This window comes from Aquirhabdus sp., from assembly GCF_046462495.1.
In the GTDB taxonomy this organism is placed as follows: Bacteria; Pseudomonadota; Gammaproteobacteria; order Pseudomonadales; family Moraxellaceae; genus Aquirhabdus.
On sequence record NZ_JBKGVE010000012.1, the window covers coordinates 290,738 to 304,790 of the forward strand.

General features: G+C 47.9%; 12 protein-coding genes. 4 read left to right on the forward strand and 8 right to left on the reverse strand.

Features of this window, described 5'->3' with window-relative positions:
• Positions 1–66 precede the first annotated feature (66 nt).
• The gene (locus ACLHG7_RS15670) at positions 67–1,362 is read left to right on the forward strand and encodes an MFS transporter (protein ID WP_410211905.1); all 1,296 of its coding nucleotides are present in this window, start codon (positions 67–69) and stop codon (positions 1,360–1,362) included.
• Between the two features lie 54 nt (positions 1,363–1,416).
• Here the strand turns inward: ACLHG7_RS15670 and ACLHG7_RS15675 are convergent, their stop codons facing one another.
• Entirely contained in the window at positions 1,417–2,580 is a 1,164-nt protein-coding gene (locus ACLHG7_RS15675; RefSeq protein ID WP_410211906.1) for an isovaleryl-CoA dehydrogenase, read from the reverse strand.
• A gap of 69 nt (positions 2,581–2,649) precedes the next feature.
• On the opposite strand from ACLHG7_RS15675, the gene ACLHG7_RS15680 reads away from it, so the two are divergent.
• A complete protein-coding gene (locus ACLHG7_RS15680) occupies positions 2,650–2,955 on the forward strand; it encodes a VF530 family DNA-binding protein (protein WP_410211907.1) in 306 nt (101 codons plus the stop codon).
• Positions 2,956–3,157: 202 nt separating this feature from the next.
• A complete protein-coding gene (locus ACLHG7_RS15685) occupies positions 3,158–3,403 on the forward strand; it encodes an RNA recognition motif domain-containing protein (protein WP_114898134.1) in 246 nt (81 codons plus the stop codon).
• Between the two features lie 84 nt (positions 3,404–3,487).
• Here ACLHG7_RS15685 and ACLHG7_RS15690 read toward each other — a convergent pair whose 3' ends face one another.
• From ACLHG7_RS15690 to ACLHG7_RS15715, 6 genes are all read right to left on the reverse strand, one after another.
• Positions 3,488–5,431, reverse strand: a complete 1,944-nt coding sequence (locus ACLHG7_RS15690) for an acetyl/propionyl/methylcrotonyl-CoA carboxylase subunit alpha (protein WP_410211908.1) — start codon at positions 5,429–5,431, stop codon at positions 3,488–3,490.
• 98 nt (positions 5,432–5,529) lie between these two features.
• Entirely contained in the window at positions 5,530–6,339 is an 810-nt protein-coding gene (locus ACLHG7_RS15695) for an enoyl-CoA hydratase/isomerase family protein (protein WP_410211909.1), read from the reverse strand.
• Between the two features lie 53 nt (positions 6,340–6,392).
• On the reverse strand, positions 6,393–7,550 hold the full coding sequence (locus ACLHG7_RS15700; RefSeq protein WP_410211910.1) for an acyl-CoA dehydrogenase family protein: 1,158 nt from the start codon (positions 7,548–7,550) through the stop codon (positions 6,393–6,395).
• Positions 7,551–7,622: 72 nt separating this feature from the next.
• Positions 7,623–9,236 carry an acyl-CoA carboxylase subunit beta gene (locus tag ACLHG7_RS15705; RefSeq protein WP_410211911.1) on the reverse strand — a complete coding sequence of 538 codons (1,614 nt, stop codon included), beginning with the start codon at positions 9,234–9,236 and terminating at the stop codon, positions 7,623–7,625.
• Between the two features lie 62 nt (positions 9,237–9,298).
• On the reverse strand, positions 9,299–10,168 hold the full coding sequence (locus ACLHG7_RS15710) for an SDR family oxidoreductase (protein WP_410211912.1): 870 nt from the start codon (positions 10,166–10,168) through the stop codon (positions 9,299–9,301).
• A 61-nt stretch (positions 10,169–10,229) separates the two neighbouring features.
• Positions 10,230–12,062 carry an acyclic terpene utilization AtuA family protein gene (locus ACLHG7_RS15715; protein ID WP_410212050.1) on the reverse strand — a complete coding sequence of 611 codons (1,833 nt, stop codon included), beginning with the start codon at positions 12,060–12,062 and terminating at the stop codon, positions 10,230–10,232.
• Between the two features lie 294 nt (positions 12,063–12,356).
• Between ACLHG7_RS15715 and ACLHG7_RS15720 the strand changes: the two genes are divergently transcribed.
• Complete coding sequence (locus ACLHG7_RS15720) at positions 12,357–12,953, forward strand: TetR/AcrR family transcriptional regulator (RefSeq protein ID WP_410212051.1); 597 nt, start codon at positions 12,357–12,359, stop codon at positions 12,951–12,953.
• 41 nt (positions 12,954–12,994) lie between these two features.
• Here the strand turns inward: ACLHG7_RS15720 and ttcA are convergent, their stop codons facing one another.
• Positions 12,995–13,933, reverse strand: coding sequence for a tRNA 2-thiocytidine(32) synthetase TtcA (gene ttcA / locus ACLHG7_RS15725; protein ID WP_410211913.1), 939 nt, complete (start codon positions 13,931–13,933; stop codon positions 12,995–12,997).
• Positions 13,934–14,053 lie beyond the last annotated feature (120 nt).

The following is a 14,053-nucleotide window of genomic DNA, read 5'->3' on the forward strand; positions in this document are numbered from 1 at the left end:
ATCATCCCGCTCATCATTCTGATGGTGATACCCCCCCCATTAATCAGGCACAAGGAATAGAATGCCATGAATTCAGGTCAAGCTCATTCCTCAAAATTCGCGACTGTGATTCGAGTTACCAGCGGTAACTTTTTAGAAATGTTTGATTTTTTTGTTTTTGGTTTTTACGCAACCTATATCGCAAAGACGTTCTTCCCCACCAACGATCCCTTCTCATCACTACTCCTCACCTTTATGACGTTTGGGGCTGGATTTCTAATGCGTCCGTTGGGCGCGATCATTCTGGGTTCTTATGTTGACCGAGTCGGGCGACGTAAGGGTCTTATTTTGACACTGGGTATGATGGCACTGGGTACCATGCTGATTGCCTTTGTTCCCGGCTATGCCTCCATCGGGCTTTTTGCACCATTCCTCGTTTTGATTGGTCGATTACTACAAGGATTCTCCGCTGGGGTGGAACTCGGCGGTGTCTCAGTCTACTTATCGGAGATGGCCACACCTGGCAACAAAGGTTTCTATGTCAGTTGGCAATCGGCTAGTCAGCAAGTCGCTATTATCTTTGCTGCAACTTTAGGATATGTCGTCCAGCAAACCCTTTCCCCGGTGCAAATCGGCGAATGGGGCTGGCGCATTCCGTTTTTTGTGGGATGTATGATCGTACCGATCTTGTTTGTGATCCGGCGCTCCTTGCAGGAGACCGAAGAGTTCATGGCCCGTAAACACAAGCCAAATCTACGGGAAATCGTGCAATCGATGAAAAGCAACTGGTTACTCATTGTCCTTGGTATGATGATGGTGTCGATGACCACGGTTTCATTTTATTTGATCACCGTCTATACCCCGACTTTTGGCAAGGCAGAACTCAATCTATCCACAACCGACTCTCTACTGGTCACACTTTGTATCGGCATATCAAATTTTATTTGGCTGCCGATTATGGGCACCCTATCCGATCGGATTGGTCGTAAGCCACTCCTCGTGGTATTTACGATTCTCACGATTCTCACTGCCTATCCCGCATTATCATGGCTGGTTTCGATACCCACCTTTAAAAACATGCTGATCGTCGAATTATGGCTGTCTTTTCTCTATGCCAGCTACAATGGCGCGATGGTTGTTGCCCTGACGGAGATTATCCCTGTTGAGGTACGTACCGTGGGATTTTCACTGGCCTATAGTCTGGCAACCGCAATTTTTGGTGGGTTTACTCCTGCCATTGCGACATCCTTGATTCAGGAAACAGGCAATAAGGCCTCACCGGGGTTATGGATGACCTTTGCTGCCATTTGTGGTCTGGTTTCCACCTTGATTCTGTATAGAAAAAACAAGATGATCCAAAGCAATACTGTGCTTGCCAAATGATATGATCAAAAAAGGGCGCTAAAAGCGCCCTTTTTTTGATCCGATCGTCTTGAACTATTTCGTCTCAGCAAACAGCTCACGCCCGATCAGCATCCGGCGAATTTCCGACGTTCCAGCGCCAATCTCAAAAAGCTTTGCATCACGCCATAAGCGACCTGCGGGATAGTCATTGATATAACCATTCCCCCCCAAGACCTGAATCGCCTGGCCAGCCATCCATGTGGCTTTCTCCGCGGCGTAAAGGATTGCTCCGGCTGCATCTTTGCGAGTTGTCTCGCCGCGATCGGCTGCCTTGGCTACCGCATACAAATAAGATGCACAGGCGTTATACCCCACATACATATCAGCGAGTTTGCCCTGCATGAGCTGAAATTCTCCAATGGCTTGTCCAAACTGCTTGCGCTCATGAATATAAGGCACAACCACATCCAGTGCTGCCGCCATAATCCCAAGTGGTCCGCCAGCAATAAGAATCCGTTCGTAATCCAATCCAGACATTAACACCTTGACGCCACCATTGAGCCTGCCCAAAACATTTTCAACAGGCACTTTGCAATCTTTAAAGATCAATTCGCAGGTATTTGAGCCGCGCAGGCCCAACTTGTCGAGCTTTTGCCCCGTACTAAAACCCGCAAAGGATTTTTCAATAATAAATGCAGTAATTCCCTTGGATTTTGCCGAGACATCGGTCTTGGCATAGACAATCAACGTATCCGCATCAGGTCCATTGGTGATCCACATCTTATTGCCATTCAATACATAGTGATCGCCGTCTAAATCAGCGCGCAGCTTCATGCTAACAACATCTGACCCTGCCTCGGATTCAGACATGGCCAAAGCGCCAATGTGCTCACCACTCACCAGCTTAGGGAGATATTTACGCTTTTGTGTCTCTGTACCATTCAAACGCAGTTGATTCACACACAGATTAGAGTGAGCACCATAGGATAATCCCACCGCAGCCGACGCACGGGAAATTTCTTCAGAAACGATGACATGGGCCAAATACCCTAATCCGGCTCCCCCAAACTCCTCTTCCACTGTGATCCCGAGCAAACCCAGATCACCCATTTGGCCCCAGAGCTCTAGCGGGAAGTGATTATTCTTATCGATTTCCTGAGCAATAGGTGCAATTTCGCGCTGCGCGAATTGACGCACCATATCGCGTAGGGCAACAATTTCTTCACCTAAATCGTGGTTAAAGTTAGAGATATACATAATGCATTTATTTCCTTATTGAGCAACAATGACAAATAACCCATTCAAACTGAATCTGATGGCACACCCATGACAACGTCTAATCCCGACAACACCTCTGCCCCATTCAATAAAGCGTCGAACGACCCATTGCACGGGCTGACACTGGCAATCATTCTTGAACGACTAGTCTCGATTTATGGCTGGGAAGAGCTCGCCCACTTTATTAATATCCGCTGCTTTACCTTTGACCCCAGTATCAAGTCTAGCCTTACTTTTTTACGTCGCACACCTTGGGCCAGAAAACAAGTCGAAGACTTCTATGTCGACTATGGGCACGGTGTCTGGCTGGAGCGTGAGCGCCTGAATCACGCCTCGACTTCAGATCCGATTTAATCAGCCCCTCGATACCAAAATACTTTTATCTACGCCTTGAGTCTCCCCCAAGGCTAAAATCTATGCGGTTAAAATAACCTGTACACCTTCAAAAAACGCTACAATAGCCTCTTAAAATGCTTACCCCTCAATACGATTCGCTCTGCTCTTGCTGTACACATTTAAATTGCTTAACCTTTTGCTTAATCTTTTGGACATTCCCATGAAAATCATTGCCCGTAACCTCTCTCGCGAAACCACCGAAGAAGAGCTAAAAGCCCTGTTTGCTGAGTTCGGTGTCGTGCAATCTTGCACCTTGGTCATGGACAAGGAAACTGGTAAATCCAAAGGTTTTGGTTTCATCGAAATGCCACTCTACGAAGCCCGCACCGCGATTAAACGCTTAAATACCAAGCGTATTGCCGGTAGTGTCATCCGTGTCAAAGAAGCCGAAGAAACTCCAAAATAATTAGAATTAGACCTCTACCTGTCTGTGCGACAGCATCATCATTTCTCATCGATGCTGTCGTTTAATCACTTGTAGCCACTTGCCTCAATCTGCATTAATGACTAACAGTACTTGGCGTTTCTTAACCTGCAACCCCACATGGGCAGAAATCGCACCCACTACACCATCACAGTTTGCTTTGATCTGCTGTTGAATTTTCATCGCTTCCAAGATCACCAAAGTCTGATCTTTGACCACAGTTTCCCCTTCCGCCACAAGAATATTCACCACGGCTCCATTCATCGGTGCGCGAATCTGACCATCGCCCGCTTCTTCGCTACTGGCGGGTGGCGCGTGCGTGACGTCGACAATCGTGAGATTGCCATTTGCCATATCTAAGTAGAGCGTGTCATCCACATGAACATAGGCTACAGACTTGCGGACACCCTGCCAGATATAAACCAGTTGGTTTTCAAGACGAGAAATGATCTCTAAGCCTTCAGTTTGACCTTCATGCTGCAAACAGAAACGTGAGCCAGCTTGGTCTATAGCTAACTTATAGAGTTGCTCGCCAACTTGCAGCTTCAACGGAATCGCAGGAGCAATCCCCGTATGCCAACCGCTTTGCGAAGTCTGATGAACAAATAAACTGGCCGCAACCGCCAAAGCTTCATGGGACGCCACAGCAAGCTTGAGACTAATGTCTTGTGCAAAATGCTCTGTAATAAATGCAGTATTGGTATCACCTGAAACCAGCACGGGGTTTTGCAAAAGATTGACTAAAAATTGCTTGTTGCTGTTTACACCCAAAAGCACCGTATCTTGCAAGGCTCTCGCAAGTAAACGCACCGCATCAGTCCGCGTTTTGCCATAGGCAATGACTTTGGCAATCATCGGATCATAGTGTGGACTGACTTCGCCAAGACTGGTCATGCCATGATCCACACGAACATTCGGCAAGTCAGCAGGTTGCCAAAGCAGAATTTCACCCGTTTGCGGCAGGAAGTCCACACCCGGATCTTCCGCATAGAGACGGACTTCAACCGCATGGCCTGTCAGTGTCAGTTCTTCTTGTGCAAGCGGCAGTGTTTCTCCATTTGCCACGCGTAATTGCCACTCAACCAGATCCAGCCCCGTAATCAACTCCGTCACAGGATGTTCAACTTGCAAACGGGTATTCATTTCCAAGAAATAAAAATTGCCTTGGCTATCCAGCAGAAACTCAACCGTACCCGCACCAACATAATCACAAGACTTGGCTGCCGCAACAGCGGCTTCCCCCATTCGTTTGCGTAGATCAGACGTCATCACCGGACATGGCGCTTCTTCGACGACTTTTTGGTTACGACGCTGAATAGAGCAATCACGCTCAAACAGATAGACATGATTACCATGGGTATCACCAAACACTTGGATTTCAACATGGCGCGGTGCAATCACTGCACGCTCCAGAATCATTTCACTGGACCCAAAGGCATTTAGCGCTTCTGATTGCGCGGTCTCAAGCGATGACTTCAATTCACTTTCTTGATGTACCAAACGCATTCCGCGGCCACCACCACCCGCAGAGGCCTTCACCATCAGCGGAAAACCAATTTTCCTGCCTTCAGCAATCAGATTATCAAGGTCTTGATTGCCACCTTGATAGCCGGGAATACACGGCACATTGGCCTCTAACATGGCGATTTTTGATAGCCGCTTACTGCCCATGAGCTCAATGGCCGCAGGCGTTGGACCGATAAAGGTAATCCCTGCTTCAACACAGGCTTTAGCAAAAGCTGCATTCTCTGATAGAAAGCCATAGCCCGGATGGATCGCATCAGCACCCGTTTTCTTCGCGGCGTCTAAAATATGATCCACGCGTAAGTATGAATCCGAAACTTTAGCAGGACCAATACACACAGCCTCATCCGCAAACTGCACGTGTAATGCATTGGCATCAGCTTCAGAATACACTGCAACAGTACGATAACCCAGGGCTTTGGCAGTGCGCATGACACGCACTGCGATCTCGCCGCGGTTTGCGATCAGGACTTTGGTAAATGCCATACGGCCTCCGTGCAACAAAATTTGAAAAGTTGTTTTTATCTAAAAAATCCCTTCCCAGATGAAAGTCGTTCGGAAAGGGGCATTTGTTAAACCACTCGTTATTCAGCCCAAGTCGGCAGACGCTTCTGAACGAAAGCCATGGTGCCCTCGAGCCCTTCACTACCTGACACAGCTTCTGCAAACTGAACAGCCACATCATCCAGTAAGGTATCCAAGGGTACATGTCCTACACGATGTAAAATGGACTTGGTCACACGACTGGCTTTGGGTGCTGTGCGACGGATTTGCCCAACGACCTCATCAATCGCTGCATTCAATGCGTCTACACTGCTAAAGAGTTCATGGACCAAACCAATCCGATAAGCTTCTGCACCGCCGAAACGATTGCCCAGTAATGCCAAACGACGGGCTTGCGTTAATCCAATGCGCTGCACCACAAAAGGCGCAATCTGCGCAGGAATCACACCAAGACCCGTTTCAGGCAAACCAAACTTTGCACTATCCAGACACAGGGCCACATCTGACACACACACAAGACCAAAACCGCCACCAAGCACTGCTCCTTCAAGGACGGCAACAACAACTTGCGGCGCTTGATTGACCAGATTAATCAATGTGCCAAAGCCTCGATTGAACGCAACATAGGCAGCATTAGAACCTTCTTGATTGGCCAACAACCGCAGATTCGACATGTCCTTGATATCGCCACCTGAACAGAAGTTGCCGCCTTTACCGCGAAGCACAACGCCACGGATCGTTTCACTGTCAGCAAGCGTGGTGAATAGTTCAATCAGCTCAGTCACCATCAGTTGACTCATGGCATTGCGGGCATCAGGACGATTCAAGCGCACATGCAAAATCGCGCCTTGTTGTTCAAGAATCAGGGTTTGCGTTTCTGGCAGAGTCATAGCGTTTACTCGTATAAATCTCAATCAAGGGAAATCCAATCGTGTTTGAGTGATTACTTTTTCTTACTGGGTAAAATATCCATCAGCTTGCAAATGATGCCCAGCATGATTTCATCCGCACCGCCACCAATCGAGCCTAAACGACCATCACGATATAGTTGCGATGCTGGGTTATCCCACATAAAACCCATGCCGCCCCAGTATTGCAGACAACTGTCTGCCACTTCACGCATCAAACGACCTGATTTCAGTTTTGCCATGGAGGCTAGTTTTGTGACATTCTCGCCCGCGATATGCAGCTCGCACGCCTGATACGTCAGTGCACGTAAGGCTTCTACTTCGCTTTGCAGTTCTGCAAGGCGGAAATGCACGACTTGATTATCAATCAGCGGCTGACCAAAGGTACTACGCTGACGGCAATAATCTATTGTTGCTTCAATACAACGCTCCATGCCACCCAAAGAATTTGCGGCAGCCCATAAGCGCTCTTCCTGAAACTGCATCATCTGCATCATGAAGCCCATGCCCTCAGCACCCACCAGATTGCTTTGTGGTACTCGGACATTGTCAAAGAAGATCTGGCAAGTTTCTGTTGAGCGCATCCCCAATTTGTCCAATGGCTCAGAGCGGGTAATGCCAAGGGTATTGGTCGGTACGATGATCATGGACTTGTTGCTATGCGGTTTACCGTCAGAGGTATTGGCCAATAAGCATAAGAAGTCTGCCTGCACCGAATTGGTGATCCACATTTTAGTGCCGTTGATGATGTAATCATCACCATCTTTCACCGCCGTGGTTTTAATGGCTGCAACGTCTGAACCCGCATGTGGTTCAGACACGGCGATCGATGCAATGTATTCACCAGCAATCGCTTTGGTTAGAAACTTTTCGCGGAGCTCAGGGCTACCAAAACGTGCCAGCGCTGGGGTTGCCATATCGGTTTGTACACCGATTGCCAGTGGTACACCGCCGCAACTCACCCGGCCAAGTGCTTCGGCAACAACCAGGTTATAGGAGTAATCTAAACCCAGACCACCATTCTCAACCGGTTTACAGATTCCAAGTAACCCCAGATCACCCATCTTTTTAAAGACTTCATGCATCGGAAAACGACCCGCCGCTTCCCACTCTGCCACATACGGATTAATTTCTTTTTCGACAAATTGAGTCGTGGCGCGACGTAAGGCTTCATGTTCTGCGGTAAATTTCATGACTCATTCCTTTCATTAGAATATGCAAAATACGTTAAAAATAATTCAGGCTTGCGATGGATCCCATCACCCTTAGAACCTTGACGCCCCAAAACTGATTGGATTGAGCTGACGTTTCTCTGCTTCAAAAATCGTTTGCAATACAAAGATTAAGACATTGCGCGTATCACGAGGATCAATGAGACCGTCATCGTGACCATGTGCTGTGTTGTAGAGCGCCGTTGTCTGCTCATCCAGCTTTGCCGCAGTACTTTGCTCAATGAAGTCGAGCATTTGTTCATTCGGCTCCTGCCCTGTTGATCGCTGTTTCTCTTCAGCAACAATCCGCATCACTTTGCCTGCTTGTGCCCCACCCATGACTGCTGTACGTGAGCTGGGCCATGCAAACAAGAAATTAGGAGACAGTGCGCGACCACACATGGCGTAGTTACCTGCACCATAGGATCCGCCAACAATCAATGAAATTTTAGGCACAGTCGCATTAGCAACCGCCTGAATGAGTTTTGAACCATGCTTGACGATGCCGTTCTGCTCTGCGTCAGTGCCAACGATAAAACCCGTGGTATTGTGCAAAAACAACAAAGGTCGACGTGTCTGCTCACAAAGGTGAATAAACTGCGCGGTTTTGGTCGCGCCTTGGACAGTGATTGGACCATTATTGGTAATAATCCCAACGGTCATGCCACCCATTTTTGCCCAACCACAGACCGTCATGGCATCAAACTCTTGTTTAAACTCCAGAAAGTCTGAATCATCGACAATATGGGCAATGACTTCTTTCATATCCAGCGGCTGCTTAATATCGGTTGGAATTAAACCGTAAAGGTTTTCGATCGGATAACGCGGTTCTAGATACTGTGTCGGGGTCGATGCCGTATTTTCTATCCAGTTCAACATCTTAACGATGTCACGCGCTTGACGGATACCATCCGCGTCATTCTCAGCGAGATATTCTGCAGTGCCCGCAACCATGGCATGCATCTCGGCACCACCCAAATCTTCGCCATTGGCCACCTCACCCGTTGCAGCAAGCAGTAATGGCGGACCTGCCAAAAACATCTGCGTACGCTTACGAATCACAATGATGTAATCTGACAAGCCAGGTTGATACGCGCCGCCTGCCGTCGCATTGCCATGTACCACGGAGATTTGCGGAATGCCCATGGCAGAAAGGCGCGCCTGATTGGCAAAGGTGCGACCTGCATTCACAAAAATCTCGCCACCATAATTCAGATTGGCGCCACCACTTTCGGTTAAGCAAATGACCGGAAGCTTATTTTCTCGAATAATTTCATGAAGACGTAGCGTCTTGATCATGCCTGCCGGAGAAATCGTACCGCCTTTGATCGCACTGTTACTGGCCGTAACCATGCAGCGCATGCCATTGACAAAACCAATCCCGGCAATAATGCCGCCCCCTGCATCGGAACCATCCTTGTCGTCATACATGCCGTAGCCAACAAGACCGAGTAACTCAACAAAAGGCGTTCCCGCATCCAGTAATAAACGCACGCGTTCATGCGGCAAAATCTGCCCACGCTTTTCAAATTTTGGTTTTGCGGCAAACGATTTATCAATCACTTTTTGCTGAATGGTACGCATGGCCGCAATAGACTTTTCAACAAACTCACGGTTCGCCGCAAATTGAGGACTGCTTGGATCAAGTGCTGTTTCAAGAATCGCCATTATCTTTTACTCTCTATTTTCTTGATTTTGTTGACCGTTTTTAAATACTATCCAGACAAGCATCAAGCATCTTTTTTCAACACATCAGGAATAAATGCACGATGGAAGCCATTGAATGGCTCATTATTCTTGGCATCGACCAGGGGATACATCGGTGTCCCCAGTGATGCAGCACCATCAATCCGAATAGTCACGCCGCTGACAAATGCAGCAGCCTCAGAGAGTAAGAAACAAGTCACTGAGGACACTTCAGATTCTGTACCCATACGCTTTAGTGGCACTTTTTCCGCCAGCATGGGGATCATGGCGCGAAATGCACCTTGGTACGTATCCATGCCCGATGACATAATCCAACCGGGTGCGACCGCATTGACACGCACACCGGACTTCGCCCACTCAATCGCAGCCGTCTTGGTGAGGTTATCCACCCCTGCGCGCGCGGCTCCGGAATGACCCATACCAGGCATACCCCCCCACATGTCAGCGGTCATATTGACGATGCTGCCGCCATTGGCACTCATCCACTGGTTATAGACTTCACGCATCATCAAGAACGTGCCATGCAAGTTATTACGAATCACCGAATCAAAACCATTAAATGAAATCGACTCCAGTGCCGCTGGAAATTGCCCACCGGCGTTATTAAACAAGCCATCAATACGACCAAACTCTGCAATCACCGCAGCAATCGTCGCCTTGACCTGCTCTTCTTGCCGAATATCACAGACAAAGCCTTTGACCTTACCGCCATCCCCTGCAATTTCAGCACTGATGGCGTCCAGTTTTTCAGGTTTGCGTCCAGTAATAATCACCTGCGCACCCAGCGCCGCAAGCTCATGGGCGGTACAACGGCCTATACCCGAACCACCGCCTGTGACAATGATCACTTTTCCTGCAAATGCATCTGATCGAAAGATTGAACTGTATGACATCGTTTTCATTCCGTTTATTTCAAATTAATTCATGGTTTATGTATAGATAATCGATTTGGACTTATTTCAATAAATCCGCAGGAATCTGAACAGAGATTTCCAATAATTGCTGCGCCAATGCTTTGCCTTGCGGGTCAATGCGTAAACTCGCCATTCCGCCGCCGCCCAAAGCATTCTCGAGGAAAAAGTTCATTGCGTTTAGGCCCGGAAGTTCAAAGCGACGGACACGACTGTTCGCGCCATCTAAGACATGTGCCATATACTCAGCGACCGTCTGTTCATTTACCGAAGCTCTAATCCAAGGCAGGTATTCAGGGCGGCGAGCAAGCACACCGATATTCGATGCATTACCCTTGTCGCCACTGCGCGCATGGGCAACTTTGATCAGTGGCACTGTCACCAAATTTTTAGCCTGCGTGAGATCAGCAATATCGCCTGCGCTAATCGGTGCAAGTGGCTCATGTTTGACACCCGCTGGGATATCAGTCACTTGACGGATGCCATTGATATCCAGTTCAACCGTGCAGTGCGACTTATCAATGAGGAAAGAAAAGAGTTTGACCACGGGTGATACTTTAGGGCGTCCGCCCATGATGCCCGCAAGGCCCGGTGCCATACCAGTAGAGGCTTGAGCAATTTCAGAGGCTAAGAACATACAGGCTTGCTGATAGGGATGGCTGACTGCAATTTTGACAGCAACTTCACGGCTATCAGAACGACGACCATGAGGACCATAGGTACTTTCCGTGCCGATATATTCCACTGATTTTTCAGTAAAGCCCATCACACCGCGAAGCGCCAAGACACGCTCGCACTTATCAAGAATCGCTTGCGAAACTTTTTCAGCTTTACGCTTTGCATCAATCCCAGCGATCACAAAGCTGACCAGTACGCGATACCCATCAGCATAAGTCGCACTGACTTTGTACTGTGTAGTCGGTGCACGACCACGTGCACCCGTCAGTTGAACTCGGTTCTCACCCACTTGCTTAAGCTGTACATGACTAAAGTCTGCGATCACATCAGGAAGAATATACGACTGTGGATCATTGATCTCGTAAACGATTTGCTCACCAATCGTGCCCAAATTGATCAAGCCGCCCGTCCCTTCCGGTTTGCTAATCACAAATGAACCATCCGCAGACACTTCAGCAATCGGAAAGCCCATGTTGTCGTAACCGGGAACATCCTCCCAATCGGTATAGTTCCCGCCTGTACACTGCGCACCGCACTCAATCACATGACCTGCAAGAGCCGCTTGTGCGAGATGATCATAATCTTCCACCCCCCAGCCAAACTCATGCATGAGCGGGCCAATCACCACGGCCGAATCAACAACGCGCCCGGTGATGACAATATCCGCGCCAGCAGCTAAAGCATCACGAATAGGCACTGCACCGAGATAGGCATTGATACTGGTCATCTGCTCAGGCATCGCTTGACCGGTAAACATCTCGGTCACTCCTGAAACACGGAGCGTTTCTTGCTCAGTCATCAAATCGTCGCCCAAAACCACCGCAACTTTAAGGTCCAATCCCGCATCACTGATGAGTTTGACCAGCGCATCACGACACGACAATGGATTGATACCCCCAGCATTGCTGACGACTTTGATTTTTTTCTTGGCAATCGATTTCAGCAGAGGTTCCATCACGCGTGTGACGAAATCATGGGCGTAGCCTTGGGAAGGGTCTTTGAGCTTGGCACGCGCCATGATCGACATCGTGACTTCGGACAGATAATCAAATACGAGATAGTCAATCTGCGCCTGATGCACCAACTGAAATGCTGCTGTATTGGTATCGCCCCAGAATCCTGAGGCACACCCAATGCGTACGACGCGCTGTTGATCTGGCGATGCAGCTTGAGAATCGTGTTCAGGAATAGCTCGAATATCATTCACGATGCAAACTTCCTTCTTTGGAATGGTTTGAGTTTGTTTTGCTTTACGATAAGTTACCAAGCAAGCGCTTGGTTTGTAAAGCCAGATATGTAATAATTTTATTAATAGGTGAGTAAACTGTTAGAATTCACCGCTAAATTTTCGATTTAAATCCTGTTTTACGAATGGATTTCTTATCAAAAAATAGTGTTTAACTTTTTGACTTTATTTGTTTTATAGGCTAAAGCTTCTACTGTCTAACGACCATACTTTATAGGTAATGATGACGTGAATGACCCAGCAGTCATGCAATTGCTAGAGCACCTTCCTTTGATTGGGGGGATGGATGATAGCCCTCGTGGGCGAGTATTGCGCGCTGCAGCGTACCTTTTTCATGAGCAAGGCTATGCACGAACCACGGTACGCGAACTTGCTCAAATCGTAGGGATTCAATCCGGTAGCTTATTTCATCATTTCAAGACGAAAGACGACATTCTGTGTGCCGTGATGGAAGAGGCCATTATTTATAATCTGGCGCAAATGAAACTTGCAATAGAGGTCGGTCACACCGCTGCTGAAAGACTAAAAGGATTGATCCGGGCGGAGCTGGAATCGATTAATGGTAATACCAGTAACGCTATGGCGGTCTTAGTGTATGAGTGGAACGCCATTTCACGCGCCCAGCAAGAACCCCTGCTCGCTATGCGACAAGAATACGAAACCTTATGGCTAAATGTATTAGAGGATTTAAAACAGCAAGGAGACGTCCATCACGACACATTTATTTGGCGACGCCTGATCAGTGGTGCAACCTTTGGCACTGCACTTTGGTATAAGCCTAATGGGCGGATTTCACTGGAAGAACTGACAGAGATTACGCTGGCAATGGCGCTCGGTCAGTAAACCCACTATCCGTCAAGAAATGTATCCAAGACACTGAGCAATTACGCCAAGGTTAAATTCACCACATCCAAACGCTTTTCATCAATCGCACAGTTCTCTTCTGCTGCATCAGCACGTAATGACTCAAAATCAAACATCTCGCGATCAGCAAGCTGCGAAGGATGGACATTCTGCAAGGCCGTAAAAATACTGGCTAGACGCTTAGGATGTTCAAGGTCCCAATCGCGCAACATATTATTCACTACCGCCCGTTGTAGATTGGTCTGACTGCCGCACAGATTGCACGGGATAATGGGAAACTGGCTTTGGGTTGCGTATTTGATGATGTCCTTTTCAGCGACATACGCAAGCGGACGAATGACAATATTTTTGCCATCATCCGATTTCAATTTGGGTGGCATGGCTTTGAGCGTTCCACCATGAAACAGATTAAGGAAAAACGTCGCAACGATGTCATCTCGGTGATGCCCTAAAGCCACTTTAGTCGCACCGATTTGCTGTGCAAAACCATACAGCGAACCACGACGTAAACGAGAGCACACCGCACAAAAGGTCTTTCCTTCTGGCGTGAGTTGTTTGACGATGCTGTAGGTATCTTTTTCTAGGATGTAATACGGAATATTTCGTTTGGATAGATACTCCGGCAGGATATGCTCAGGAAAGTCTGGCTGCTTCTGATCCATGTTGACCGCCACAATCTCAAAGCGAATCGGTGCAATACTTTGTAAAAACAATAGAATATCGAGCATGGTATAACTGTCTTTACCGCCAGACAGGCACACCATCACCTTATCGCCCTCTTCGATCATGTTGAAATCTTTGATGGCTTCGCCAACTTGCTTGCGGAGCTTTTTTTGCAGCTTAAGAAATGCGGTGGTAGTGGGTGCATCGGGATTAAAAAACGGCACACGCGATAAAGTCGACACATCTGAATAGGCCGCTCCAACAGAAGCCACACTATCAACGATTAAATCATCCATCGCACCCACCCGCACAAAGATCAGCCTAAAAAATGAGGCGATATTTTAACGATTTTTGAATAATTGAGTCCAGCGCTAAAAATAAAACCCTCCACAATCCATCTTGTTTAAAGCTAAACA

Excerpts from the sequence above, each read along its gene's own strand:
- ACLHG7_RS15670 (WP_410211905.1), top strand. The coding sequence starts at position 67 with ATGAATTCAGGTCAAGCTCATTCCTCAAAATTCGCGACTGTGATTCGA.
- ACLHG7_RS15675 (WP_410211906.1), bottom strand. The coding sequence starts at position 2,580 with ATGTATATCTCTAACTTTAACCACGATTTAGGTGAAGAAATTGTTGCC.
- ACLHG7_RS15680 (WP_410211907.1), top strand. The coding sequence starts at position 2,650 with ATGACAACGTCTAATCCCGACAACACCTCTGCCCCATTCAATAAAGCG.
- ACLHG7_RS15685 (WP_114898134.1), top strand. The coding sequence starts at position 3,158 with ATGAAAATCATTGCCCGTAACCTCTCTCGCGAAACCACCGAAGAAGAG.
- ACLHG7_RS15690 (WP_410211908.1), bottom strand. The coding sequence starts at position 5,431 with ATGGCATTTACCAAAGTCCTGATCGCAAACCGCGGCGAGATCGCAGTG.
- ACLHG7_RS15695 (WP_410211909.1), bottom strand. The coding sequence starts at position 6,339 with ATGACTCTGCCAGAAACGCAAACCCTGATTCTTGAACAACAAGGCGCG.
- ACLHG7_RS15700 (WP_410211910.1), bottom strand. The coding sequence starts at position 7,550 with ATGAAATTTACCGCAGAACATGAAGCCTTACGTCGCGCCACGACTCAA.
- ACLHG7_RS15705 (WP_410211911.1), bottom strand. The coding sequence starts at position 9,236 with ATGGCGATTCTTGAAACAGCACTTGATCCAAGCAGTCCTCAATTTGCG.
- ACLHG7_RS15710 (WP_410211912.1), bottom strand. The coding sequence starts at position 10,168 with ATGTCATACAGTTCAATCTTTCGATCAGATGCATTTGCAGGAAAAGTG.
- ACLHG7_RS15720 (WP_410212051.1), top strand. The coding sequence starts at position 12,357 with ATGCAATTGCTAGAGCACCTTCCTTTGATTGGGGGGATGGATGATAGC.
- ttcA (WP_410211913.1), bottom strand. The coding sequence starts at position 13,933 with ATGGATGATTTAATCGTTGATAGTGTGGCTTCTGTTGGAGCGGCCTAT.